The organism is Bacteroides sp. Phil13, from assembly GCF_001940965.1.
Lineage (GTDB): Bacteria > Bacteroidota > Bacteroidia > Bacteroidales > Bacteroidaceae > Bacteroides > Bacteroides intestinalis.
The window spans coordinates 40,442-65,711 of the sequence record NZ_MSHA01000081.1 but is presented as its reverse complement, the minus strand read 5'-3'; the positions used below and the strand labels follow the sequence as shown (position 1 = coordinate 65,711).

Below are 25,270 nucleotides of genomic sequence, written 5' to 3'. Positions count from 1 at the left end.
TTAGTAATCATAAAAAAATAAGTTCTTCATTTAAATGGCAGCAAATCATTGAAAGATAAAGCAAACATGCTATATTTGTACTATCATTGAAACGATTATTAAAAACGATAGATATGGGAAAGAAAGAGACCAAAAAATATTCTGATATTCCAGTGCAACAAACGAACGCTTTCGAACCGTCAGGTATCTACGGAGATATAAATGCGATGAAGATTCAATTGGTCAATCGTATAATGCGTATAGACGAACCGGAAGAATTAAATTCTGTATTGGAGTTTGTGAAAGAACGCATTGCACAAAAAGATAAATTTGAGCAGGAATGGGAACAGGGACTAACCGTTGAGGATTTCCGCATACAGTGTAAACGCAAATTAAAAGAAATGTATGCTCGCAACTAAAATCCTTATACACCCTTCTGTTTCAGATTTTTAGAGGAACTTCCTAATATCCTGATAACTGAAGGCTATCTGAATATTTATGAAAATGCAGAACTACTTGTAGCTCGTCACTATTTAAACCTCGACCTATCCACTTCCTCCCTCTTCTTCTCCCTGTATCCTCCGAATTTATACGTAAACGACACCCCGATTTCCCTGAAACAAGTATAATCATTCGTCACGTTCTGCGTACCAAAACGGATGCGTGGTTTTATCTGTCCCGTCTCAAAGATATCATTGCAATAAAGATTCAGAATAGCCTTTCCTTTGGCAAAGCCATACCGCAAAGCAGCATTTACATACCCTGAAGACGGTAAATCATAAATTCCCTGAGTCGCTTTACTACGAGCCATTCCCGTCAGTGTCAGTTTCAGATCAGGCTTCTTAGAAAGAGTGAAAGTATTTGTCAGTACGGCAATACCATAACAAATATTCCGGTTGAAAGGAATATCCCAGAAATCCTCATCTTTCTCATGATGCCATACACCAATCAAAGTTAAACGAGAATTTAACAATTGCTTTATATCAAATGGTATAGAAGCCTGTAATCCTGCTTGTTGCTGGTAATTAAAATTCAAATGCTTATAGATCTCCACCAGACGTTCGGAGGATTGATAAAGAGTCTGGACTGAGTAATCTTTCGTATGATTAAACCATGCACTGAAGATGTATTTACTCTTCAAAATATGTGTCAACTGAAGTTGATATTCCTGAGCCGGTTTCAGGAACGGGTTCCCATGTATTTCAGAATATCCACCGCCCAGATAAGAAATAGCATCCTGTACCGCCCAATAATCAGGATAATCCTTATCACTGCTCAAAGCCAATTGCCAAACATAGCCGGGGGCGGGCATATAACTTAGGTTAATGGTAGGATACCAATCCCATTGATTCCATACCGGTGTCTTATAATGCTCCACGGCAAGCGAAGCATCCAAGGAAAGTTTATCACCAAAACTTTTATTGAAACCCGCATAGAAGTTCAGAGTTTGTTCGCGACGGCGGGATTGCATATTATCGGGAATACCTGTGCTTACACCTGCCTTTGTTCCCGCACCCTTCTCCGTATCATAATAATATTGATAACTGTGGTCGATACTGGTAGTATAAACGGCACCATAATTCAATCCCCATCCACGCCCCAGATTATGCTCCTGGGCAAGGAAGAATTTCCAGCGATTGATGCGCTGACAGTCTTCAGTATAAAAGGCCAGCTCTTCACCTTGCATGCTGCTATGCAATAACTGATCGGATGGAGAACGGTAATAAGTCAATTCAGCACCAACTTTCAGTCCGAAAGGTGTACGGTAATCCAGACGCCCGTTGTGCAGCCAATCAGTACTGCTGCTACGGGTGTTGGACTGCTGCGTACCGTAAATATCCATCAGACTGTGGTAAGTCGAATAACTTCCATTATAAACAAAACTCAGCTGATGATCCTTGGCAATATTGTAATCCGCCCCTACCCGGAAACTATGGGTATGTGAACGGCTCCGGCCCATCTCATCGGTTGTGATGTGATGAACCGAACCGTCCGCCAGAGAGTGCATAGCTTCTTTATCGGTTAAAGAATATCCCCGTCCGTGGTTGTGTGAGTAAAGAAAATCTGCTGAGAATTTGTTTCCGTTATAGATCAGGCTGGCACGTTCGTTGAAGCTCTCGTAATGTTTCTGATTATATTTGCCATAAAGCTCTCCCTGCCAAGAGGACGGGCCTCCGGCGCTTTGTTTCAGTGTGATATTGATAAGTGCACCCCGCACCTGATAGCGTGCCGGAGCATTGTACATCACTTCCGCCTTCTCAATGCGACTGGACGGGATGCTTTTCAATAAAGAATAAAGCTGTTCGGTACTCATGGTGGTAACTTTGCCATCCAATATTACAGTTACCCCCTGCCCTGCCAACATCAACCCGCCATTCATCTCGGTTACGCCCGGCAGTTCCTTCACAGCGTCATAAGCATTATCTACGGGTAGATTACCGATAAGGCGCGGAAGATCGTACACCAGTTTACCTTGCTCCGCTTTCACGATGGGACGTTGCCCGGTAATCATTATTTCGGGAAGAGATTGATAAAGACTGTCCAGCTGCTTGTCTTGTGTTATAATACTGTCTGCGCTGAGCGTCCGTTCGCTCTCAATATCCATACTTTTCGTTATTTCCTGAGCGGAAACTCCTGCGCTCAATGCACATAGCATCAGGGAAAGATAGTAATAAGACCTCATGTTCATTTGTTTTAGATACGACATAAATGTGTTCAGACTTAGATATTATTGGATGTTAACCTTGGTTGACAGGCCTATTAACCAACGTTGACAAGCCTGTTAACCAAGGTTGACAGACCTGTTGACCAAGGTTAGCACCCAATTATGCAAGGGAACGAACTGGATTATCCCTATATCTTTTGCAAAAGATGCCTTGTGCAAAACCGAATCATCCCTTAAGCTCTTGCACTGCAAAGTACGGTGAAATCTTCCGGACTTTGTGTTATCCGGAACTTACGTAGTCTTATCTAGTGTTATCTGAAGTGTTATTTAGTCTTACCGTTCATACATGTAGTGGTTATCTTTCCTATCTTTGTCCATATAAATACAAGAGCTACATGAAACTGCCATTCAAACCTATTGCCATATTAGTCATAATCTCTCTGCTGGGTATCTTTATTTACCAGGCATACTGGATCACAGGGCTATACAAAACGATGAAGCACGAACTGGAACAAAGCATCGTAGAAGCCATGCGCATGAGTGATTATAATGAGATGATGCTGCGTGTAAAGGAGATGCAAAAAGAAAATAAAGCCCACGGTTCCGTAGAGGTTTCAGCAGGATACAATTCCGATTCCGGAAAATCATTTGTCCGCAGCAGTACAACTGTTAACCAAACAGACAGTGCCGGAAGTCGTTCACTTTTAAAAGAAGGTATCCCTATGAAGTATGACAGTGTATTAGTAAGTTATCCGAATGACTCGACAAGAGATATCCTTTTCACACGGGAACAGGAAGGCACAAATATTTCAGTCTGGGCAGAAAGAGATTCAGTAAAAGAGGTCCTGGAAGATACAGTGATTAATGAGGATGAACCTCAGGCTTCTTTAAGAGCCGAAGGTGGAATAGACATGATGCTGCGTGACCAAAGCAGTATGGTGGAACTTGCCACTTTCATCCAACGTGGAATGCACTCGGGACTGGATATTTTTATAGAACCTGATATAGCCGTTTATGACAGTCTGCTCAATACCTATCTGCAAGAACGGGGGCTTAAACTTCCCTACCGACTGGAGCGCCTTCATTCCGGTGCGGATCTGGACTCAACGCTGGTTTACATTGATACGATCGCCATTGTCGGGACTCCCGGATACATACCCAGTGAAAAAGCGAAACAATATAATTATGCTTTCGACATTCACTCCAATCAAAGTTACCGCCTCACGATAGAACCTATTTATAAGCTTGTATTGCGGCAGATGAGCGGTATTCTTACCACATCATTCGTTATCCTTATTATATTAGGCTTCTCCTTCTGGTTTCTTATCCGCACCATTTTGCGGCAGAAAACACTGGAAGAGATGAAGAGCGACTTTACCAACAATATCACCCACGAACTGAAAACACCTATTGCCGTGGCGTATGCCGCCAACGATGCTTTGCTTAATTTTAATCTGGCAGAAGACAAGCAACAACGGGATAAGTATCTGGGTATCTGCCAGGAACAGCTACAGCGATTAAGCGGACTGGTGGAACAAATTCTCTCCATGAGTATGGAACGCCGTAAAACCTTCCGTCTGCATCCGGAGGCGCTCAGTTTGCACGATCTGTTCCCGGCACTCATCGAACAGCATAAACTGAAAGCAGGTAAGCCTGTAGAAATCAATCTCGACATTGCACCGGAAGACCTGACAATCATTGCCGACCGTACACACTTCAGTAATATTCTGAGTAACCTGATAGATAATGCCATCAAATACTCTCCGGATAAAGCCGACATAATGATCTGTTGCCGGAAAAAGGAAACGGAACAAGTGGAAATCTCGGTTACAGACCACGGTATTGGTATCCTTACGGATAAACAGCCTCACATTTTCGATAAATTCTACCGGGTTCCGACAGGAAATATCCACAATACCAAAGGCTACGGGCTGGGGCTTTTCTACGTAAAGACAATGGTAGAAAAGCACGGTGGAATTGTAACCGTACGAAGTGAAGCGGGAAAAGGAAGTACTTTTACAATAAGAATCTGAATAACGTTGCTTGTTATGATGCATTACATTGCTTGTTATAAAAAAGAATCAAGATATGGACAAAATCAAGGTACTGCTGGTTGAGGATGAACAAACCCTCGCCATGATTATCAAAGATACACTAGAAGGCCAGAACTTCATCATCCATACTGCTGCCGATGGCGAGGAAGGTCTGCGTATGTTCTTCGACTTACGCCCTGATGTACTGGTAGCAGATGTTATGATGCCCCGTATGGATGGTTTTGAAATGGTACGCCACATCCGCCAAACCGACAAACGAACTCCGGTACTTTTTCTCACTGCCCGTTCTTCCATCAACGATGTGGTGGAAGGCTTTGAACTCGGAGCCAACGACTATCTGAAAAAGCCTTTCGGCATGCAGGAACTTATCGTGCGCATTAAAGCGCTGGTAGGCAAAGCATTTACATTTAAAGAGGAACCGAAGAAAGAAGAAACTTGTTTCGAGATAGGCGATTACCATTTCAACTCTGTCACACAGATATTGTCCCATACCGGAATAGAGCAGGAACTCTCCCACCGCGAGACCGAAATACTGAAGCGCCTGTGCGAAAACCGTAATCAGGTAGTGAATACCCAGAATATCCTGCTCGATCTTTGGGGGGACGACAGCTTCTTCAATTCGCGCAGCCTGCACGTGTTCATCACTAAATTACGGCATAAACTTTCCAAGGACGAACGTATCCGCATTGTCAATGTCCGAGGCATCGGATACAAACTTATCATCAACTGAAACTTCTGTTACGGAAATAAGAAAACGGGCTGCATTTCTACACGAGATACAGCCCGTTCATTTACTGGTTAGAGAGGAACAAAATAGATTGCTTATCTACTAATTCAATTATTTACACCTCAAAGATAATAACTATTTCCAAACAACCGTATACAATATACAACTTTTATTTTAATAAATGCTATATATTTCCATAATTCATACTTATTTCATATATTCGCCATTAAATAAAGGCTATTAAGTAATGAAATATATAGGACTAATCATACTTTTCTGTCTTTTCTCCTTCCGGGTAAATGCTCAGAATGAAATACCTGCTGACAGCGTGCGTAGTATGAATATGCCGGAAACAAAGGATTTTGATGGTTTTCTTCTGGATATGAATTTAATGAAGATGGCAGCTCCCCAAGTACCTAAAATGAAATTGGAAATTCCGGATGCCAGCAAAGATTATAGTTTCTTATTTCGCCTGGACCCGAACAGAACCTACTCTCAAGGCTACTCACACCTGTTTAGCTTGGGTAGTTCCACCCTATACAGTATGAATCCTTTCGGATTGACAGGTTTTGGTTCATCTCCTCAAAACCTGCAGATGGGAAGTTTCCGATTGAAGAATGGCATGCGTATCAATACCTATGGAGAATACAACAAGGACGGATGGAAAGTTCCAAATCCTTCTGCTTTACCGTGGGAACGGAATAATTTTAAAGGCGCTTTTGAACTGAAATCAGCGAATGGATCATTCGGCATAAGAATCGAAGTGCAACAAGGAAGAACAGCACCTTATTAAAGAAGATATGAATATGAAGAAAAAAATCTTGGTTATAGGCGCCAACGGGTTTACAGGACGCCGGATATTAAATGATTTGTCGCGCAACGACGAATACATTGTAACGGGCTGTTCCCTGCATGATGACATTGCTCCCGGTTCTGGAAATTATCGTTTTATCAGTGCAGACATCTGCCAGATGGGAGAACAAAGTGCACTGTTCAGGGAAGTACGCCCTAATGTAGTGATCAACACTTCTGCCTTATCTGTTCCTGATTATTGCGAAGCTCACCATGAGGAAGCGGATAGTATCAACGTCAATGCTGTAGGACAATTGGCATTCCGGTGTGAAGCATCCGCTGCACGCCTTATCCATCTTTCTACCGACTTTGTATTCAATGGAGATACAACGCAGCTTTATACGGAAGTAGATACGCCTGATCCAGTCAACTATTATGGTGTCACCAAGCTGAAAGGTGAAAAACGGGCAGCTGAGTTATGTAGTAATTACGCCATTGCCCGTGTAGCAGTAGTCTATGGCGCTGCCTTACCGGGACAACATGGAAATGTACTACAATTGGTTGCCGACCGTTTAAGAAACAACGAAGAAATACGAGTCGTTTCCGACCAGTGGCGTACAGCAACTTATGTAGGTGATGTTTCGCAAGGAATAGAGAAGCTGATAAACTATCCTAATAATGGCATCTTCCATATCTGTGGTTCGGAATGTCTGACAATAGCTGATATTGCCTACCGCATAGCAGATATCCTGAACCTGGACTATTCTTTAATTCTGCCAGTCACCACCAAGCAAATGGAAGAAGCAACTCCCCGCCCCCGCTTCAGTGGATTGAGCATAGAAAAAGCACGCAGGGAATTAGGATACCAGCCACACACTCTGGAAGAAGGGATAAGACTCATGTTTAGTGTTTAGTGATGAGTGATTAGCCAAGTTTGTATAACATTCCAACTACTAATCACTCACCACTAATCACTAAACAACGTTTCCGCAATCCCACTTTCTTTTTTATACATTCGTACCATTTCCAAGAGTTCATCTCCATACTTTTCCACTCCTTTTTTACCAAAGTAAGGAATGCGGAGAAGAGTGGTCTTATCTTCCGGCAATAAATTCGTAATACCGAGAATTGCCTTTTGTTGAATTACAGTATATACCGGTAATCCCAACCGGGATGCTTCTGCATTGCGCCATGCCACCAGACGCTTGTACAATTCGGGATGCAGGATGTCCGAAGGTACTTCCACAGTTGCCGCCCTTTTACGTGCAGAACTACTTCCACCGTCTTCAGTTTCCTCTTTACGTTTTCTTCTTCCGGAAAAGTTGCCGCCGCGTTTTTCTCCTTTATCCTTACCCGATGCGGCATCGTCAATGGAGAGGACGGACTTTTGTTTCAGATATTCGCCTACATGGAATCCCTTATCAATTACGAATTCCAGCAAATCGACTTTCAAGAGAAGCAAATCATCCAACTCTTCACTGACAGCCTTCAACTGTTTCTTTAGCTCTTTATTGTCAGACTCTACAATTGTACTACTTCTGATGGCATCCAAGGGCGTCAATTGTTCTTTGAAATATTCTGCTCCCAAGTGAATGCGCTCCTGCAAACTTTTATCTGTAGCATAATCCGCTGTACCATCAACCAGGCGAGTATATTGTAAGCTAAACTTTTGAGCAACTTTCGTAACCTTCTCATGGAAACGTTCCGTTTCTGATTTATATTCAACCAGCAGTTTAGGATAGAGTTTGTACAAGTGTTCATCCAATAACCTCACAAAACGCTTCAATGCCAGTTCCAATGGTAAGAAATCAAACAATCCTGATAACAATTCCAGAAAATACGATTGTTGCAATCTCCGGTAACGCGTTTCATCAGGCTCATTTCTACGTGCATCTTCTGTAAAGGTATCCACAGCACTGTCACTGATTACTGCCCTGGCAGATAATGGAGCACTTAATACCAGACCTTCCAACGTCTTGCAACGGCTCAGAGCCACATACGTCTGTCCATGTGCAAAGGAAGCGCTGGCATCAATTATTGCACGCTCAAACGTCAACCCCTGACTTTTATGAATGGTTATAGCCCATGCCAGTTTCAGTGGGAATTGTTTGAAGACTCCCTCTATATCTTCTGTAATCTCTTTTGTCTCTTCATCCAGCACGTATTTTGCATTGGTCCATTCCTCTTCTTGCAGCATAAAGACGTCCTCACTTCCTTTACTACGCACCTCAATGCCTAAAGCGGATACATTTACCACCTCACCGATCATGCCATTGTAATAACGGTGTTCACCGGATGAATCGTTCTTTACAAACATGATTTGCGCACCACGTTTTAACTCCAGTACTTCATCAGTAGGATAAGAATACTCCGGGAATTTTCCATCTATCTGGGCGCGAAAGGTAAAAGAACGTCCGGGCAGTTGTGCCAGTTCATATTCATTGATACGTTGCGCCTGGTAATTATGGGTGGTAAGTTGGATATATCCTTCCTCTTTCGCAGGATTGAAATTTGGAATGTATCTACAGTTCAGTTCATCCAACAAAGTTTTGTCACAACGATTCTCCCGGATACGGTTCAACATATCCAGAAAATGAGTATCACTCTGCCGATAAACTTTCTTCAATTCAATGGTACAGTACTCCGATTTCCTCAATGCATGGCTGGAAAAGAAATAGGGAGTATCATAATAGCGGTTTAGCATCTGCCATTCTTCGTCTTTGATAACCGGAGCAAGTTGCTGCAAATCTCCGATCATCAATAATTGTACACCACCAAAAGGCTTGCTACGGTCACGGAAACGACGCAACACATCATCTATCGCATCCAAGAGGTCGGCACGTACCATACTGATCTCATCAATCACAAGCAGGTCTATACTACGCATGATGTTAAGTTTCTCTTTTCCGAAACGGAAACGGTATTGTGCCTTACCATCCGCACTGAATGAAGTATCGGGTACGTAAGGAGCAAAAGGTAGCTGGAAAAAAGAATGAATAGTTACACCACCTGCATTAATAGCCGCAATGCCTGTCGGGGCAAGAACAACCATACGTTTAGGACTTCCGGACTTCAATTGTCGCAAGAATGTAGTTTTTCCAGTACCTGCTTTACCGGTCAGGAAGAGATGAGTGCCTGTATTTTCTATAAATTGCCATGCAAGTGACAATTCCGGGTTTTGTTCCATTATTTCATAAATGTTGTTTGGAGGTGTAAAGGTAACATAAATAAAAGAGGAAAAGCCCTATCGGCACATCTTTTTACATAAAAATGAAAAAAGCTACAAGCTACAAGTGGCTGCACTATATTCCGAAAGGCACTCGTAGCTTGTAGCTTGTAACCCGTAGCTTTCTTACTTGAGACTTCCCGCGATTATATCCAATAATTCGTTTGTAATCGCTTGCTGTCTGCTTTTATTATATTGCTTCGTCAAATCTTGTATCAGTTCATTCGCATTATCTGTTGCAGTCTGCATAGCAAGTGTACGGGCAGCATGTTCAGAGGCATTGGAATCTTGAAGTACAGTAAAAAGCTTCTGGCTCAACACCTTTGGCAGCAAATCTGCAATAAGTTGTCCGACAGATGGCTCCACTATATAATCATTCTGAAAACCGCGTTTTCCCGATCCTTCTGTTGCAGCAGTTGCTTCCACCTTACTTAAATCAATAGGAAGATATTCCTCACGCGTTAGTATCTGTGACCCCATCGACTTGAAGTGATGGTAGATCAGCTCTACACGGTCGATTTGTTTTTCTACAAACTCTTGCATCAACAATCCAGCAAGTTCATATGCTTGCACATAGGATGGTTTCTCTGCCATTCCCTGATAATTTCCTCGCGATGTATAGCCTAACTTCTTAGTAGCTTGTTCCACCTTCTTTCCTATAGGATATATCAGGATGTTCTCCTTACCAAGTGATTTGTATTCTTCCAGCGTTTCTCCAAGCTTCTTTACCACATTCGCATTGAAAGCTCCGCACAGCGAACTGTTGGATGAGAAAACCACGACCGCTACCCGCGTTACAGGACGCACTTCGGTATAAGGCGACTCGAACGTGGCATCTGTAGACAAGAAGTTTGTCAGAATTTCATTCAGTTTCTGTTGATAAGGCAGCATATTCTCAATCCGCGATTGTGCTTTGTGCAACTTTGCGGATGCCACCATCTTCATCGCCGATGTAATCTGACGCGTACTCTTGACGGAGTTTATTCTGTTTTTTACTTCTTTTAAAGAACCCATAGCATCTTTTTTAGTGGTAAGTGATTAATGATTAGTGATAAGCGGCACATGAGCGCATACCACTAATCACTTGTCACTAAACGTTAATCACTAATCCAAATATTGTTTCGACATGAGATCCGCAGTTTCCTCTATCTTCTTACAAACATCATCATCAATGACACCACTCTTTAGTACATCGAGTACATCCGCACGATGATTCATTTCAAGTGCTTCCAAAAAACTACGTTCAAAATCAGTCACCTTATCTAACGGAACATTACGCAACAGTCCATGAGTACCACAATAAAGAATGGCAATCTGCTTCTCTACCGGCATCGGACTATATTGCGGTTGAACCAACAAACGGGTATTCTTTTGTCCCTTATCAATGGTCAGTGCTGTAACAGGATCCATATCGCCACTGAACTTTGTAAATGCTTCCAGTTCACGATATTGCGCCTGGTCTATCTTTAATGTACCGGCCACTTTCTTCATCGCCTTAATCTGAGCATTACCACCCACACGACTCACGGAAATACCTACGTTAATAGCCGGACGGTTACCTTGGTTAAACAAATCAGTATCAAGGAATATCTGTCCGTCGGTGATAGAAATCACATTCGTCGGAATATAGGCAGATACGTCTCCTGCCTGCGTTTCGATGATAGGCAATGCAGTCAGTGATCCGCCACCTTTCACTTTACCTTTCAGGCTTTCCGGCAAATCATTCATTTCACGTGCCACTTCTTCCTGATTAATAATACGCGCAGCACGCTCCAGCAAACGGGAGTGCAGATAGAAGATATCACCCGGATATGCTTCACGTCCTGATGGACGGCGTAAAATCAGTGATACTTCACGATAAGCTACAGCCTGCTTAGAAAGATCATCATAAACTACCAATGCATGACGACCGGTATCACGGAAATATTCACCAATGGCAGCACCTGCAAACGGAGCATAATACTGCAACGCAGCCGGATCACCTGCCGTAGCAGCAACAACAATCGTATAATCCATTGCGCCATATTCACGCAATGTGTTTACAATGGTAGCGACCGTAGAAGCTTTCTGACCAATAGCTACATAGATACAATACACAGGGTTTCCTGCCTCATAATTGGCGCGTTGATTGATGATCGTATCGATAGCAATAGCCGTCTTTCCCGTCTGACGGTCACCGATGATCAACTCACGTTGTCCGCGACCGATAGGTATCATAGCATCCACGGCCTTCAATCCGGTTTGCAACGGCTGATTTACAGGCTGACGAAAGATAACCCCCGGTGCTTTACGTTCCAAAGGCATCTCACATAGTTCTCCACCAATGAGTCCTTTACCATCCAGTGGTGCTCCCAGCGGATCTATAACACGCCCCAGCATACCCTCTCCCGCCATAATGGAAGCAATTCGCTTGGTACGCTTTACGACGTAGCCTTCTTTGATTTTATCTGTAGGGCCCAGTAAAACAGCACCTACGTTGTCCTCTTCCAGATTCATCACAATCGCCTTGATACCGTTATCGAACTCCAACAGTTCGTTTGCTTCGGCATTGCGCAGTCCATAGATACGTGCCACACCGTCACTGACTTGCAGCACCGTACCGATTTCATCCAACTGCACACGGGTATCGATTCCCTCTAACTGGTGACGGAGAATATCGGAGACTTCGCTTACTTTTATATTTTCAGACATGTTTCTTTAGTGATTAATGATTAGTGCTTATACAATTCTTCTGTTCTTATCAATGAACTGTTGTTTCACTCTCTTAAGTTGCGTGGCAATGCTGGCATCCAGGCGGAAATCGTTAATATCAAATATGAAACCTCCTTCAATAGAAGGATCAACTTCAGTTTGCAACTCCATCTGTGCATGTAGCAGAGCAGAAGCACTATTCCGAATGCGTTCCCAGACATCCCGGCTCACAGGTACGGCGGTAATCAGTTTTCCTACGCCAATATGCTTCAACTTCCTGTATAGGTCGAGATAAGTCAGACAGATGTACTGCAAATAGTACTCCCGCCGATTTCTCAGCACAAGGGTGATAAAGCGGGAAAATTCCCGGCTCACTTCTCCATTGCCTACAGCAGCGGTGCAAATCAGAGCAAACTTCTCCTTGATTTTCAAAATGGGATTATCCAACGCCTCACGTAAATCAGGATGCTTACGAAAGCTCCGTTCCAGCATACGCAATTCATGATATACGCGGTCTTCTGCCCCCGTATCTTTCGCGTATTCTATCAACGCTTTGGCATATCGCATCGAAACAATTCCTATATCCATTTCCTTTAATTATTAGTGATCAGCGATTCATAATCAGCATTACGCTAATCACTCATCGCCAATCGCTTTATCGCTACTTAATTGCTTCTTGAGGCTGCCAGCACTTCGTCCAGCATCCGGTCTATCATCTCCATTTGTTCGTGCTCTTCATCCAGATTCTTACGGATTACTTTCTCCGCAATATCTACAGAAAGCACGGCAACCTGGCGACGAATATCACGTATTGCCTCTTCTTTTTCTTGCTGTATCTGCTTCTTCACATCGTCCAGCTCTTTCTGCGCGGCAACTTCCGCCTGCTTGCGTGCTTCGACGATAATCTTGTCACGCTCGTGCATCGCCTCCCGCAGAATGCGCCCTTGCTCCTTATTGGCAGCAGCAACCAATGCTTCACTCTCAGCTTTCAGCCTTTGAAGTTGCGCATTAGCTTCTTTTGCCACTTCCAGCGATTGGTCAATGTAGGTTCTACGACCTTCTACCATTTTGGTAATGACAGGAAAGCCATACTTCGCCAACACCACGAACACCACGCCGAATGACAAAAGCATCCAGAACAGCAGACCACTATCGGGTAATAACAATGACATAATTTATCTATATTTTAATTATAAGAAGAACACTAACAGACACACAACTACCGCCAACAGGGCAACGCCTTCAATCAATGCAGCGGCAATAATCATGTTCATACGAATGTCTCCTGATGCTTCCGGCTGGCGGGCAATAGCCTCCATAGCTGAACCACCAATTTTACCAATACCTAAACCTGCGCCGATAACGGCAAGTCCGGCGCCAAGTGCTGCACCCAATTTACTAATTCCAGCAGCAGCTGCAGTAGCTTGCAATAATACAGATAGTAACATAATTCTTAATTTTTAAATGGTTTATTATTAATTGTTGTTTTCTTTCACTTTAACTTCTTTATGTTCTTCCTGGGCCAATCCGATGAATACGGCAGACAACATAGTGAATACATATGCCTGGATAAATGCTACCAGCAACTCCAACGCATTCATAAAGATGTTGAACAGCACAGAGGCTACGGTCAGCGTACCATTTAATGCAGGACCCATGCTGGCAGAAATAAAGATGAGGCACGTCAATACCAGCATTGCCATGTGCCCGGCCAACATATTGGCAAAAAGACGGATCATCAAAGCAAACGGCTTGGTAAAGATACCGAAGAATTCAATAAAAGGCATCATCGGCACAGGTACTTTTAACCACCAGGGCACATCCGGCCAAAAGATATCTTTCCAATAAGTTTTCGTTCCAAACAGGTTGACGGCAACAAACGTAAAGAGTGCCAGCACCATCGTAATAGCGATATTACCTGTCACATTGGCTCCACCCGGAAAGATGGGAATCAACCCCATGATATTATTTATAAAGATGAAGAAGAACGCTGTCAGCAGGTAAGGTGCAAACTTCCGATATTTCGGCCCTACACAACTCTTGATGATATCGTCGTTCACCATCATAATAAACATCTCCATAAAACCGATGAAGCCACCCGGGGCTGCACTGCCTTGCGGATGTTTTCGATACCACTGAGCAACAGCCAAAATAATAATCAGTAGCAATACACTGTTAATCAGCAATGACAACGTCACTTTGGTGATCGAAATATCCCAAGGACGTATTTCATTTCCAGCTGCGTCATATTCTACCACTTTACCTTCGTATTTACTACCTTCCGGGGCGATAGAGAATCCTTCGTAAGAACCTTCATTCTCTTCCAAACGAGAAGAGAGAAAAGCATGCCAGCCAGTCTGCGAACTATATACGATAATAGGCAACGGAATAGTAACATGCGTCTTTCCCCATGTGGTGATGTGCCATTCGTAAGCATCGCCAATATGTCCGAAGACGATTTCTTTCACATCTACCGTATTTTCTTTCTGTTCGGCAGAAGTGACATCATCCCGTTTGGCTATGCTGTCAAGCTCCGCTTCACCCCCCTGTGCCGCAACGGGCAGAGTGGTGAACAGCATTCCCAGCATCAGGAGTATTCCAGTCAATAGATTACGCATTTGTCTCATTTTTCTTTTCTTTTTTCTGTTTCTTTCCTACTTCATAAGTAAAGAAGAACCACGTCTCATATATCAAATAGACTATGTAATAAAGGATGAATGTCAACAGAAATAACTTGGCTTCTTCACGTACTGCAAAGCAATACACCACCAAGAGTATCACGGAGAGCAACATTTTCATCACTTTCATCGCCATGTAAAGCAGCAACATCTTCTGCGGGGCATGTTTACGACACGCGTCGAACATAGATATTTCGAAAAAACCGAACAAGAAGAAATACACCGGAATAAAAGGGTATCCTCCGAAATAGTGTCCAGGTAATAGATAATGTAAAATCCCTGCGCCCACCCATCCTGCTATTAACGTTAACAGGGTGATCTGGTATAAGAAATTGCGTTTTGTCAAGCTGATACTCATAGTACTAAATTAAAAATTAGAAATAAAAGATAATTCCGGAAAAGGAAACATTAGTCAACACAGGCGGAAACCACTCCACCGCTTAACTCAACGAACCCACCTTCGATATCAAGAGTCTGTTCTTCGCCCCCTTCCGGTACATATATCACCTTTCCTTCACGAAGTGAGGACACGATGGGTGCATGTTGCGGAAGAATGGTAAACGTTCCTATCGTTCCAGGCAGCGTTACACTTTCAATCTCTCCATTATATATTTCCTTTTCAGGAGACACTATGTTCAAATACAACTTCTTCATAGCCTCTTTCCCTTCTTCTAATTTTTAACCATTTACTTGTTCCAATAACTTCTTGCCTTTCTCTATTGCTTCTTCAATCGTACCAACATTCAGGAAAGCAGGTTCGGGCAGATAGTCCACCTCACCATCCAGAATCATCTTAAAGCCTTTGATAGTATCTTCTATTGGCACCATCGTTCCCGGTACACCGGTAAACTGTTCGGCAACTGCAAACGGTTGCGACAAGAAACGTTGTACACGGCGTGCACGATTCACTAATGTACGGTCGGCGTCCGAAAGCTCTTCCATACCAAGAATAGAAATAATATCCTGTAGTTCTTTGTTACGCTGCAAGATTTGTTTCACCCGTTGTGCCACTTCATAATGCTCTTCTCCTACAACATGCGGGTCAAGAATACGTGAAGTGGATTCCAAAGGATCAACAGCAGGGTAAATACCCAACTCAGTAATCTTACGACTCAACACCGTTGTAGCATCCAAGTGCGTAAAGGTAGTAGCAGGCGCCGGGTCAGTCAAGTCATCGGCAGGTACATATACAGCCTGCACGGAAGTGATAGACCCATTGCGGGTAGAAGTAATACGTTCTTGCATTGCACCCATTTCAGTAGCCAACGTTGGTTGGTAACCTACAGCCGAAGGCATACGTCCCAGCAAAGCAGATACTTCGGAACCAGCTTGTGTAAAACGGAAAATATTATCTATAAAGAACAATATATCACGCGAGCCACCGGTTTCAGCACCCTGGTCGCGGAAAGACTCAGCTACTGTCAGTCCGGATAATGCCACAGATTGACGCGCACCGGGTGGTTCGTTCATCTGACCGAATATTAAAGAAACCTGTGATTTCTCCACTTCATTGTAATCCACTTTAGACAAGTCCCAGTTTCCTTCTTCCATACTTTTCTTGAACTCCTCACCATAACGGATCACACCGGATTCAATCATTTCACGCAAGAGGTCGTTACCTTCACGGGTACGCTCTCCTACTCCTGCAAACACAGAAAAACCATGCTGCTTCTTGGCAATATTATTGATGAGTTCCTGGATCAGTACTGTTTTGCCTACACCAGCTCCACCGAACAAACCGATCTTGCCCCCCTTGCTATAAGGCTCCAGCAAGTCGATAACCTTGATACCTGTATAGAGCACCTCTTGTACGGTAGTCAAATCTTCAAACTTAGGAGGATCACGGTGTATGGGATAAGCACCGGCACGGTCTAGCTCTTTCATACCGTCGATGGAATCACCTACTACATTCATTAACCGACCTTTAATCTGGTCGCCCACCGGCATAGTAATAGGACCGCCTGTGGGATGCACTTTCATACCCCTCTGCAAGCCGTCTGTACTATCCATGGCTACGGTTCTCACCGTGTTCTCGCCGATGTGTTGCTGCACTTCTACGATTAATGTTTTTCCATTTGATCTTTTTATCTCCAGTGCGTCATGGATACTTGGAAGCATCAATTCGGCATCCGTACCCTCAAAATAGACGTCTACTACCGGTCCGATGACCTGAGAGATATGTCCGATAATTTGTGACATAAGCAATCTTTTTATATAATTTCTCTTTTTCTAAACTCTTCGAGTCGCGTTCTTGTCATTCCGCTGCTATGAGCTTAACACCTATTGAATAGTTTTTGTTCAAAGCTTCAAATCTTAATTCTAACGGGATAGTTACATAAGCAACTTTGCAAATGTAAACACAAAAACTTTCAGATTGTACTCTATGAAAACGTTTTTTCTATAAATTATACCCTTTTGAACTATTATTACTACAATCAGAACAAAAAAGCGACATCCATTTAACGTTGCTTAAACATTCACCAACAGATACAAAGAAGGAATTCTGTTATTTTTGTATGAACAAAACAACATTTAGCAAGTTATCTTTTGAAGTATAAATTTAATGAAAGGAAAAAGCATGAATTCACACCAAAATCCATTCGCAGGAAACACCCCACAGGATGTAACTGAAAGACAAGGCGAAAATGCCATTTTCATTGTTTACAAATTAAATCAATCTCCTGATTCAGTTGAGAAAGTAAAAGATGTATGTGCCAATTTCTCGGCATTAATACGTAGTATGCGTAACCGTTTTCCCGATGCACAGTTCAGTAGCACGATAAGCTTTGGTGCAGACGTATGGGACCGTATTTTCCCAGGCAAAGGTAGGCCCAAAGAACTGGAAGTTTTTAAGGAAATCAAGGGAAGTAAACAAATAGCAGTATCTACCCCTGGTGATATATTGTTTCATATCCGCGCTAAGCAAATGGGGTTATGTTACGAGTTTGCCTCTATTATTGATGAAAAGCTGAAAGGCGCTGTTGAAGCTATTGATGAAACTCATGGTTTTAGATATATGGATGGCAAAGCAATCATTGGGTTCGTAGATGGAACAGAATCTCCGGCTGTAGACGAAAATCCTTATCACTTTGCCGTAGTTGGTGAAGAAGATCCTGATTTTGCCGGTGGAAGTTATGTATTTGTGCAGAAATATATTCATGACATGGATGCCTGGAATGCCCTTTCGGTAGAAGAACAGGAAAAAGTGATAGGCCGACGTAAATTCAATGATGTGGAGTTATCGGATGAAGAAAAACCGGCGAATGCTCACAATGCAGTTGCTAATATTGGTGATGATCTTAAAATAGTACGTGCCAATATGCCATTTGCAAATACAGCAAAAAGAGAATATGGAACCTATTTTATAGGTTATGCAAGCACATTCAGTACTACGCGTCAGATGCTGGAAAGTATGTTTATTGGAAATCCGGTAGGTAACACCGATCGTTTATTGGATTTCAGTACTGCAATTACAGGAACTCTGTTCTTTGCACCGTCCTATGATTTTCTTGGAGAAGAGTAGTAACAAGAAGACATAAAAAAAGGCTATCTATCCCAGACAGCCAATCTTTTGTTAACCTTAAATCTAATACTATGAAAAACACATTGCAAAGGTACGGCTTTTCTTGATTTCTCCAAATTTCAGAGTCATTTCACTGCATTTTACAACAAGGTTTAATAGTTGCATCCACCTTGTTAACAGTTTGCCAAGAAAAAGACGGAAATAACGCTATATTTTAAACAGGAATTAAGAATATACCGAAGGGATTAGAAATGACTCAGCCTCCTGTCAGAGACGCACCAAAAAGGGATCAAGCCCCTACTTGCTCCGTACCATTCCCGTATAGAGGTACCTTCAACCGAATTTGGTACGGAGTTGGTACGGATCAAGTATGCTCCAAGTCCGGCTTTGTCCCTTTCCGGGTACAAGGAAGAAACCGGTAATCCCGCCAACGGGTTACTTAAAAAAAACAGTACATTAAACGATACTTGATATCGCAGACTCAACGAATTGTTTCATTGGATCAAAAAAACCGCAAACAAAAGCCTCCTCAGGTTGTTTCTAATGACAAGCAAAAATAGACCTTGATTATGAAAAAGTTTAAAATCAATTTATTGGGAAGCATATTGTTGCTGATATCTGTCTCTGTGCATGCCGACAATACACCCGAAAAGGTGCAGGAAGTATTCAGAAAGATGTACCCTAAAGTAGCGAACGTAGAATGGGAACATAAAAATGATTACCATATTGCCGGATTCGTATCGGATAACCACGAAATGAACGTTTGGTTCGGCAACAATGCCCAGTGGATAATGACAGAGACAAATGTCGGAAGCCTGGAGGACGTCCCTGCTCCCATAGCTAAAGCATTCATGCAGACAGAGACACCTCCCATACGAATCAGATATATAAAGATAATTACCTTCCCCAAAATGCCTACTGTAGTAATCATCGATATAGAAGAGTATAACTCCGACAAAGAAATTCAGCTTTTCTATGCTCCTGACGGTAAACTACTACAGAGTCTTGATGTATCCGGTGGTGATGGAGAAATCTATCCCGAGCTATTCGGATAACACATAGTTTTTACAAAAAATGAAAACAAATACGCAGAATAATGTGTAATTTACTTATATAACTATATAAAAGAATGACTTATGAGCAGACGTTCACAGCTGGAGCATGAAGTATCATTAGCTCAAAAACGTATCAAAGAAGCTCCCAAAGATACGCCGGCAAACATCAGAAAAATTTGGGAACAAGAGTTAGTTGACCTTGAAGTAGAGTTGAACAATCTGACTGACGACGAGGAAGACAATAACGATTAACACTCCAATTATGAAATGGGATAATCAACTGATAAATCATTTGCAATGGTCGAATGCAATTATCAATCGTGAAGGAAAAGAAATCGTAGCGCAAGAAATTGCTGCAATGGCGAAAGAAGGTGATGTGATTGGGGCTGGTTCCGGCTCTACTGTCTACCTTACATTATTTGCATTGGCGGAACGTATTCGCAAAGAATCTCTGCACATAGAGGTTATCCCTGCCTCTGCTGAAATTTCCATGAGCTGCATACAACTGGGTATACCACAAACTACTCTTTGGAATAAACGTCCGGATTGGGCTTTTGATGGTGCTGATGAAGTAGATCCGGAACGGAGTCTGATAAAAGGACGGGGTGGAGCCATGTTTAAAGAAAAACTTCTGATAAAAAGTAGTGGTAAGAGTTTCATTATTATTGACGACACAAAACTGGTTGATCATTTGGGGAGCCGCTTTCCAATACCTGTAGAAGTATTTCCAAGCGCATTGACTTTTGTAGAGAGTGAGATGCGGCGATTAGGAGCTTCTGAAATAACACTGCGTCTTGCCGGTGGAAAAGATGGACCTGTTCTGACTGAAAATGGTAATTTTATTCTTGATACCCGCTTCAGTTATATTGACCCTTCTTTGGAAGAAAATTTAAAAGCGATTACCGGAGTCATTGAAAGCGGACTTTTTATCGGATATGATGTTGAAATAGTAGTTGCGAAATAGGACAACAGTTGTCGCAAAGAATGTGACAACTGTTATCTTATTATATAGAAAGTAAATCTTAATATACCTCTACTTTTTCAGCAATACGTTTTGCTTTGTCCCGTAATGCATCCAAATCTGAATTCAGAGGGGCATAACACAACACTACTCCCATACGACGGTTAACACGTGTTGTCGGCTTACCAAAAATACGAATATAGGTATCTTCTTCCTTTGTTACCTCCTCAATACCTCTATAATTCGGACGTTCCTGGCTGGCAATCGTTGAGAGAACAACAGCACTGGCTCCTATCCTTTCCTGTTTGATATTTGGAATGGGAAGGCCGAGTACTGCACGCAAATGAAGTTCAAACTCATTCAGGTTTTGTGTACCGGCTAAAGTCACCATGCCCGTATCATGTGGACGCGGAGAAAGTTCCGAGAAATACACCCCATTTTCATGACTCAAGAAAAATTCAACTCCCCAAAGACCGGCACCCGTCAGAGCGCGTGTTACTTTTTCAGCCATTTCCTGTGCTTCTTTCAAGTGAGCAGGATCAATATGAGCCGGCTGGAAACTTTCACGATAGTCTCCTCCTTTCTGCACATGACCGATAGGAGGACAAAATAATGTAGGACCATTCTTCTGCGTTACAGTGAGCAGAGTTATTTCGCTATCAAACCTTATAAATTCTTCAATAATAAGTTCCTTTATATCACCACGACTACCGTTGCAACCATATTCCCAGGCATGTTCCAGTTCATCCGCGCTCTTCACAAGAGACTGTCCTTTTCCTGAAGAAGACATCAATGGTTTCACCACACAAGGAAAACCAATTTTCTCAGAAGCAGCTTTCAACTCATCGAAAGATTTGGCATAAAAATATTTAGCAGTTTTCAAGCCCAATTCCTGGGCAGCAAGATCACGGATAGCCTTGCGATTCATAGTAAAATTCACAGCACGCGCACTGGGTACTACCTGAATACCTTCTTTTTCAAAACCATAAAGACGCTCTGTGCGGATGGCCTCAATTTCCGGTACAATAATATCCGGCTGATGTTTGCGTACTACACGTTCCAAAGCATCGCCGTCAAGCATACTGAACACCTCACACTCATCAGCCACTTGCATGGCAGGCGCTCCGGCATAGGAATCGCAGGCAATGATATATTGGCCTTTGCGTTGGGCAGAAATAACGAACTCCTTACCCAGTTCACCGGAACCTAACAATAAAATTTTCTTCATTTTTGCTATGTGTTTATATTAAGAAGCACAAATGTACATAAAAAAATAAGTAGCTACAGCTTTAAATAATTGAAAAAACAAATGGATAGCTCATTTTTATCTGTATCTTTGTACCATAAACAATAGGGTTTATTCTGAAATCTTCTTTGTGCATGTTTGCCTTTGCGGGATTCCGCAAATTATTCCATTCCAAATTTGACCTCACAATCAGCTCCTTTGTTCATTATACGATTCAATTGTTGTATGCTAGTCCTGAATGATTGCATGCAGAAAAACTAAGTGCAGTGTTTTTAAACTGCATAATATATAATAATTTTAGAATGGCAGTAAAAAGAGTAACATCAAGTAAAAGAGACAGAGAAAAAGCGAAACAGAGTAAGCGAGAAGAAAAACAGAAAAGAAAAGAAGAACGCTTGAGCAGTGGTAGCCGTAGCTTCGAAGAGATGCTGGCATACGTAGACGAAAACGGTATTCTTCATTCTACACCCGAAGGTGTAAAGCCTAAAGAGGAAATAGATGCTTCTGAAATAGAAATATCAATTCCTAAAAAAGGCGAAGCAGAAGAAATTCTGCCTTTAAACGGACGCATTGAACATTTTAATGTATCCAGAGGTTATGGTTTTATAAAAGATTTAGGAAGTGGTGAAAAATATTTTTTCCATATTACTTCTGCTCCTGAAGGTATAACAGAAGGAGACAACGTTACATTTGAAATTGAACGCGGTACGCGAGGTATGAACGCCGTGCGGATCTCAATCATTAATAAATAACAATTTTAACTTACAAAAAGAAATGAACATTTATGTTGCAAACTTAAGCTGGAACACAAACAGTGACAGCTTACAGGAATTATTTTCACAGTATGGCGAAGTAACTTCAGCCTACATTATTAACGACAGAGAGACGGGACGTTCACGCGGTTTCGGCTTCGTAGAAATGCCGAATGATGAAGAAGGTCAGAAGGCTATTGACACTCTTAACGAAACAGAATTTGAAGGCAAGAATATCGCAGTAAGCGTAGCTCGCCCCAGAACAGAAAGACCCGCAGGCGGCAACCGTGGTGGTGGTTACGGCGGCGGTAACCGTGGTGGCGGTTACGGCGGTGGCAACCGTGGCGGTGGTTACGGCGGCGGCAATCGTGGTGGTGGCTATGGCGGCGACCGCGGTGGAAGATATTAATCTTACAGCTAAACAACAAATGAGAACTGTTCGGAATAATTTCCGGACAGTTTTTTTATACCCCCATTCCATCTATTATATATCAATAATATCTATATTTGCATATATGACAACAAGCAAACATATTATACTGATTATACTGACACTTTCACTGCTACTGTGCAATGTGTGCATCTACGCTGCTACAGTCAACTACTCCGTGCGCGGAAAAGTCATTGATAAACAATCCCGGCAACCGGTAGCATACGCCAATGTAGTGGTTACAGGTATCCCAGGAAAAGGAGCATCCACAGATTCACTGGGTATATTCCATATAGAACAAGTACCACCTGGGATTTATCGTTTCGAAGCAACGCTGATAGGATATAAAAGTGCTGTAACTTCCGAGTATCTGGTTTCTGCCTCTACACCTTTCATTGAGATTGAGATGGAAGAAGATGAAAATATGCTGGCTGCAATTGTGGTTACCCCCTCTCCTTTCAGGAAAACGGTGGAGAGTCCGGTAAGTATGCGTATTATTGGGCTACAAGAGATAGAAAAAAGTCCGGGTGGAAACCGGGATATTTCGCGAATTGTGCGGGCATATCCAGGTGTATCGTTCTCACCTATCGGATACAGAAACGATTTGATTGTACGGGGTGGATCATCTTCGGAAAATCGTTTCTATATGGATGGAATAGAAATCCCGAATATCAATCACTTTGCTACACAAGGAGCATCAGGTGGCCCGGTTAGCATCGTTAATGCAGATTTGATACGGGAAATCAGTTTCTATACCGGAGCATTTCCTGCGGATCGTTCCGGAGCAATGAGTTCTGTATTAGATTTCCGTTTGAGAGATGGTAATCCGGATAAACAGACTTATAAAGCAACCTTGGGAGCTTCCGAAGTATCCTTCAGTGGTAACGGACATCTGAGTGATAAAACGACGTACTTGTTCTCTATCCGACAATCGTATCTGCAATTATTATTCAAGGCATTGGGCCTACCTTTCCTGCCTAATTTCATTGACGGGCAATTCAAACTAAAGACAAAATTATCAGCACATGATGAACTGACTGTACTGGGTCTGGTAGGAATTGATAAAATGAAACTGAACACGGACGAGAAAGGAGAAGATGCGGAATATATATTAAGTTATCTCCCTACCATTCATCAGGAAACATTCACCATAGGAGCATCTTATCGCCATTATGCAGGAAAACACGTACAGACACTCACGCTAAGTCATAATTATCTGAATAACCGTAATGTGAAATATCTGAATAACGATGATTCTTCCGAAGATAATCTAACCCTCCGTCTGCGATCTGTAGAGCAAAAGACTACCTTTCGTTTCGAAAATCGAACAAGACTGGGGCAATGGACTTTGAAAGAAGGTGCCGAAGTAAATTATTCTAATTATACCAACCGCACCAAACAACGGATACTCAGTTCCAGTTCTATTTACCATACTGATTTGAACATATTCAGCTGGGGTGGCTTCTTCTCCACAGACTATATCAGCACGAACAAACGGTTCTCCGCTTCAGCAGGTATCCGGACAGATGGCAATAATTACAATCAGGAAATGAAGGAGTTATGGAAGCAACTTTCTCCCCGTTTTTCATTATCCTATGATCTTACCAAACAATGGGTATTAAGTGGAAGTGCAGGTTTATACTATCAACTCCCCCCATATACAGCTTTAGGATTTAAAGACAATGACGGCATCTATATAAATAAGAACCTTAAATACATGCAGGTTTTGGAAACCAGTCTTGGGCTTGATTGGCATTTGGAGGACAGGTTGATGATCTCGGCAGAAGGATTCCTCAAACAATATGGACGCATGCCCCTTTCCGTACGGGATAATATCCCATTGGCATGTAAAGGAGATGATTATGGTACTGTAGGTAATGAAGTACTGATTCCTACAGAGCGTGGACGAGCTTATGGCATAGAAACCATGTTGCGTTGGCAAGTACCGGGACAATTTAATTTTGTATCTTCACTCACATTATTCCGTAGTGAATTCCGTAATATCCCCTCTGCGTGGGATAATCGTTTTATCCTCAACGTCAGTGGCACCTACAATCTGCCTCGCCGTTGGAGCATTGGAGGCAAACTCAGTTATATCGGTGGTGCCCCTTATACTCCTTATGACGAAGATAAGTCTTCATTGGTTGAAGCATGGAATGCGCAAGGACGTCCCTATTATGATTATTCAAAGTATAATACGGAACGACTTCCTAACTTTGCCCAATTCGATGTTCGTATAGATAAGTCTTTCTATTTCCATCGTTGCATGGTAGGCTTTTACATTGATATACAGAATATAACAGGAAGCAAACTGAAACAGCAGGATGTGATTATGAGTACAGGAGTTATTGAAAATCCTTCTGCTCCCATTGGAGAACAAAGATATAAAATGAAGTATTTAAAACAGGAAAGTGGAACAGTTTTACCGTCAATCGGACTTACGGTGGAGTTCTAATAAAAAAAAACACTTATAGCTGCGTTGCCCCTCACT

The 25,270-nt window shown here is 42.4% G+C and carries 24 protein-coding genes; 12 read left to right on the top strand and 12 right to left on the bottom strand.

Annotation, left to right across the window (positions count from 1 at the left end):
• Window positions 1-113: 113 nt before the first annotated feature.
• Window positions 114-398, top strand: a complete 285-nt coding sequence (locus BWI44_RS15025) for a hypothetical protein (protein ID WP_286814897.1) — start codon at window positions 114-116, stop codon at window positions 396-398.
• 110 nt (window positions 399-508) lie between these two features.
• On the opposite strand, the gene BWI44_RS15020 is transcribed toward BWI44_RS15025, so the two are convergent.
• Window positions 509-2,662: an outer membrane beta-barrel family protein gene (locus BWI44_RS15020; RefSeq protein WP_286814971.1), complete on the bottom strand. Its 2,154-nt coding sequence runs from the start codon at window positions 2,660-2,662 to the stop codon at window positions 509-511.
• A 377-nt stretch (window positions 2,663-3,039) separates the two neighbouring features.
• On the opposite strand from BWI44_RS15020, the gene BWI44_RS15015 reads away from it, so the two are divergent.
• From BWI44_RS15015 to BWI44_RS15000, 4 genes are all read left to right on the top strand, one after another.
• Window positions 3,040-4,677 carry a sensor histidine kinase gene (locus BWI44_RS15015; RefSeq protein WP_286814894.1) on the top strand — a complete coding sequence of 546 codons (1,638 nt, stop codon included), beginning with the start codon at window positions 3,040-3,042 and terminating at the stop codon, window positions 4,675-4,677.
• A gap of 55 nt (window positions 4,678-4,732) precedes the next feature.
• Window positions 4,733-5,428, top strand: coding sequence for a response regulator transcription factor (locus tag BWI44_RS15010; protein ID WP_195209457.1), 696 nt, complete (start codon window positions 4,733-4,735; stop codon window positions 5,426-5,428).
• Between the two features lie 244 nt (window positions 5,429-5,672).
• Window positions 5,673-6,218 (top strand): occludin, encoded by a 546-nt coding sequence (locus tag BWI44_RS15005; RefSeq protein ID WP_195209458.1) that lies wholly within the window; start codon window positions 5,673-5,675, stop codon window positions 6,216-6,218.
• A 13-nt stretch (window positions 6,219-6,231) separates the two neighbouring features.
• Window positions 6,232-7,131, top strand: coding sequence for an SDR family oxidoreductase (locus BWI44_RS15000; RefSeq protein ID WP_044533609.1), 900 nt, complete (start codon window positions 6,232-6,234; stop codon window positions 7,129-7,131).
• 53 nt (window positions 7,132-7,184) lie between these two features.
• Here BWI44_RS15000 and BWI44_RS14995 read toward each other — a convergent pair whose 3' ends face one another.
• From BWI44_RS14995 to atpD, 10 genes are all read right to left on the bottom strand, one after another.
• Window positions 7,185-9,404, bottom strand: a complete 2,220-nt coding sequence (locus tag BWI44_RS14995; protein ID WP_195209459.1) for an HRDC domain-containing protein — start codon at window positions 9,402-9,404, stop codon at window positions 7,185-7,187.
• A gap of 165 nt (window positions 9,405-9,569) precedes the next feature.
• A complete protein-coding gene (locus BWI44_RS14990; RefSeq protein ID WP_021967603.1) occupies window positions 9,570-10,457 on the bottom strand; it encodes a F0F1 ATP synthase subunit gamma in 888 nt (295 codons plus the stop codon).
• Between the two features lie 90 nt (window positions 10,458-10,547).
• Window positions 10,548-12,134, bottom strand: a complete 1,587-nt coding sequence (atpA, locus tag BWI44_RS14985) for a F0F1 ATP synthase subunit alpha (RefSeq protein WP_138292362.1) — start codon at window positions 12,132-12,134, stop codon at window positions 10,548-10,550.
• 27 nt (window positions 12,135-12,161) lie between these two features.
• Complete coding sequence (locus BWI44_RS14980; RefSeq protein ID WP_021967602.1) at window positions 12,162-12,722, bottom strand: F0F1 ATP synthase subunit delta; 561 nt, start codon at window positions 12,720-12,722, stop codon at window positions 12,162-12,164.
• Between the two features lie 77 nt (window positions 12,723-12,799).
• Window positions 12,800-13,306, bottom strand: a complete 507-nt coding sequence (atpF, locus tag BWI44_RS14975) for a F0F1 ATP synthase subunit B (protein ID WP_007213987.1) — start codon at window positions 13,304-13,306, stop codon at window positions 12,800-12,802.
• Between the two features lie 18 nt (window positions 13,307-13,324).
• On the bottom strand, window positions 13,325-13,582 hold the full coding sequence (atpE, locus tag BWI44_RS14970; protein WP_007662871.1) for an ATP synthase F0 subunit C: 258 nt from the start codon (window positions 13,580-13,582) through the stop codon (window positions 13,325-13,327).
• Window positions 13,583-13,609: 27 nt separating this feature from the next.
• Entirely contained in the window at window positions 13,610-14,761 is a 1,152-nt protein-coding gene (gene atpB, locus BWI44_RS14965) for a F0F1 ATP synthase subunit A (RefSeq protein WP_118476997.1), read from the bottom strand.
• A complete protein-coding gene (locus BWI44_RS14960; protein ID WP_007662874.1) occupies window positions 14,745-15,170 on the bottom strand; it encodes a hypothetical protein in 426 nt (141 codons plus the stop codon). The genes atpB and BWI44_RS14960 overlap by 17 nt, the downstream gene beginning before the upstream one ends.
• Before the next feature lie 50 nt (window positions 15,171-15,220).
• Window positions 15,221-15,466, bottom strand: a complete 246-nt coding sequence (atpC, locus tag BWI44_RS14955) for an ATP synthase F1 subunit epsilon (RefSeq protein WP_007662876.1) — start codon at window positions 15,464-15,466, stop codon at window positions 15,221-15,223.
• 24 nt (window positions 15,467-15,490) lie between these two features.
• Window positions 15,491-17,011, bottom strand: a complete 1,521-nt coding sequence (gene atpD, locus BWI44_RS14950) for a F0F1 ATP synthase subunit beta (protein ID WP_007662878.1) — start codon at window positions 17,009-17,011, stop codon at window positions 15,491-15,493.
• Window positions 17,012-17,390: 379 nt separating this feature from the next.
• On the opposite strand from atpD, the gene BWI44_RS14945 reads away from it, so the two are divergent.
• The 4 genes from BWI44_RS14945 (at window position 17,391) to rpiA (ending at window position 20,354) form a co-directional block, all read left to right on the top strand.
• A complete protein-coding gene (locus BWI44_RS14945) occupies window positions 17,391-18,335 on the top strand; it encodes a Dyp-type peroxidase (protein ID WP_044154995.1) in 945 nt (314 codons plus the stop codon).
• Window positions 18,336-18,904: 569 nt separating this feature from the next.
• Complete coding sequence (locus BWI44_RS14940) at window positions 18,905-19,390, top strand: PepSY-like domain-containing protein (RefSeq protein WP_118294691.1); 486 nt, start codon at window positions 18,905-18,907, stop codon at window positions 19,388-19,390.
• 81 nt (window positions 19,391-19,471) lie between these two features.
• Window positions 19,472-19,642, top strand: a complete 171-nt coding sequence (locus tag BWI44_RS14935) for a hypothetical protein (RefSeq protein WP_195209460.1) — start codon at window positions 19,472-19,474, stop codon at window positions 19,640-19,642.
• A 10-nt stretch (window positions 19,643-19,652) separates the two neighbouring features.
• Entirely contained in the window at window positions 19,653-20,354 is a 702-nt protein-coding gene (gene rpiA, locus BWI44_RS14930; RefSeq protein ID WP_115503273.1) for a ribose 5-phosphate isomerase A, read from the top strand.
• 58 nt (window positions 20,355-20,412) lie between these two features.
• Here the strand turns inward: rpiA and purT are convergent, their stop codons facing one another.
• Window positions 20,413-21,579, bottom strand: a complete 1,167-nt coding sequence (gene purT / locus BWI44_RS14925; RefSeq protein ID WP_195209461.1) for a formate-dependent phosphoribosylglycinamide formyltransferase — start codon at window positions 21,577-21,579, stop codon at window positions 20,413-20,415.
• A 320-nt stretch (window positions 21,580-21,899) separates the two neighbouring features.
• On the opposite strand from purT, the gene BWI44_RS14920 reads away from it, so the two are divergent.
• The 3 genes from BWI44_RS14920 (at window position 21,900) to BWI44_RS14910 (ending at window position 25,234) form a co-directional block, all read left to right on the top strand.
• Complete coding sequence (locus BWI44_RS14920) at window positions 21,900-22,349, top strand: cold-shock protein (protein WP_007662897.1); 450 nt, start codon at window positions 21,900-21,902, stop codon at window positions 22,347-22,349.
• A 22-nt stretch (window positions 22,350-22,371) separates the two neighbouring features.
• Entirely contained in the window at window positions 22,372-22,758 is a 387-nt protein-coding gene (gene rbpF / locus BWI44_RS14915) for an RNA-binding protein RbpF (protein ID WP_007662898.1), read from the top strand.
• Between the two features lie 106 nt (window positions 22,759-22,864).
• Complete coding sequence (locus BWI44_RS14910; protein ID WP_229036202.1) at window positions 22,865-25,234, top strand: TonB-dependent receptor; 2,370 nt, start codon at window positions 22,865-22,867, stop codon at window positions 25,232-25,234.
• Window positions 25,235-25,270 lie beyond the last annotated feature (36 nt).

Bases quoted from the DNA above. Each gene is read 5' to 3' on its own strand.
- BWI44_RS15025 (WP_286814897.1), top strand. From the start codon at position 114: ATGGGAAAGAAAGAGACCAAAAAATATTCTGATATTCCAGTGCAACAA.
- BWI44_RS15020 (WP_286814971.1), bottom strand. From the start codon at position 2,662: ATGAGGTCTTATTACTATCTTTCCCTGATGCTATGTGCATTGAGCGCA.
- BWI44_RS15015 (WP_286814894.1), top strand. From the start codon at position 3,040: ATGAAACTGCCATTCAAACCTATTGCCATATTAGTCATAATCTCTCTG.
- BWI44_RS15010 (WP_195209457.1), top strand. From the start codon at position 4,733: ATGGACAAAATCAAGGTACTGCTGGTTGAGGATGAACAAACCCTCGCC.
- BWI44_RS15005 (WP_195209458.1), top strand. From the start codon at position 5,673: ATGAAATATATAGGACTAATCATACTTTTCTGTCTTTTCTCCTTCCGG.
- BWI44_RS15000 (WP_044533609.1), top strand. From the start codon at position 6,232: ATGAAGAAAAAAATCTTGGTTATAGGCGCCAACGGGTTTACAGGACGC.
- BWI44_RS14995 (WP_195209459.1), bottom strand. From the start codon at position 9,404: ATGGAACAAAACCCGGAATTGTCACTTGCATGGCAATTTATAGAAAAT.
- BWI44_RS14990 (WP_021967603.1), bottom strand. From the start codon at position 10,457: ATGGGTTCTTTAAAAGAAGTAAAAAACAGAATAAACTCCGTCAAGAGT.
- atpA (WP_138292362.1), bottom strand. From the start codon at position 12,134: ATGTCTGAAAATATAAAAGTAAGCGAAGTCTCCGATATTCTCCGTCAC.
- BWI44_RS14980 (WP_021967602.1), bottom strand. From the start codon at position 12,722: ATGGATATAGGAATTGTTTCGATGCGATATGCCAAAGCGTTGATAGAA.
- atpF (WP_007213987.1), bottom strand. From the start codon at position 13,306: ATGTCATTGTTATTACCCGATAGTGGTCTGCTGTTCTGGATGCTTTTG.
- atpE (WP_007662871.1), bottom strand. From the start codon at position 13,582: ATGTTACTATCTGTATTATTGCAAGCTACTGCAGCTGCTGCTGGAATT.
- atpB (WP_118476997.1), bottom strand. From the start codon at position 14,761: ATGAGACAAATGCGTAATCTATTGACTGGAATACTCCTGATGCTGGGA.
- BWI44_RS14960 (WP_007662874.1), bottom strand. From the start codon at position 15,170: ATGAGTATCAGCTTGACAAAACGCAATTTCTTATACCAGATCACCCTG.
- atpC (WP_007662876.1), bottom strand. From the start codon at position 15,466: ATGAAGAAGTTGTATTTGAACATAGTGTCTCCTGAAAAGGAAATATAT.
- atpD (WP_007662878.1), bottom strand. From the start codon at position 17,011: ATGTCACAAATTATCGGACATATCTCTCAGGTCATCGGACCGGTAGTA.
- BWI44_RS14945 (WP_044154995.1), top strand. From the start codon at position 17,391: ATGAATTCACACCAAAATCCATTCGCAGGAAACACCCCACAGGATGTA.
- BWI44_RS14940 (WP_118294691.1), top strand. From the start codon at position 18,905: ATGAAAAAGTTTAAAATCAATTTATTGGGAAGCATATTGTTGCTGATA.
- BWI44_RS14935 (WP_195209460.1), top strand. From the start codon at position 19,472: ATGAGCAGACGTTCACAGCTGGAGCATGAAGTATCATTAGCTCAAAAA.
- rpiA (WP_115503273.1), top strand. From the start codon at position 19,653: ATGAAATGGGATAATCAACTGATAAATCATTTGCAATGGTCGAATGCA.
- purT (WP_195209461.1), bottom strand. From the start codon at position 21,579: ATGAAGAAAATTTTATTGTTAGGTTCCGGTGAACTGGGTAAGGAGTTC.
- BWI44_RS14920 (WP_007662897.1), top strand. From the start codon at position 21,900: ATGGCAGTAAAAAGAGTAACATCAAGTAAAAGAGACAGAGAAAAAGCG.
- rbpF (WP_007662898.1), top strand. From the start codon at position 22,372: ATGAACATTTATGTTGCAAACTTAAGCTGGAACACAAACAGTGACAGC.
- BWI44_RS14910 (WP_229036202.1), top strand. From the start codon at position 22,865: ATGACAACAAGCAAACATATTATACTGATTATACTGACACTTTCACTG.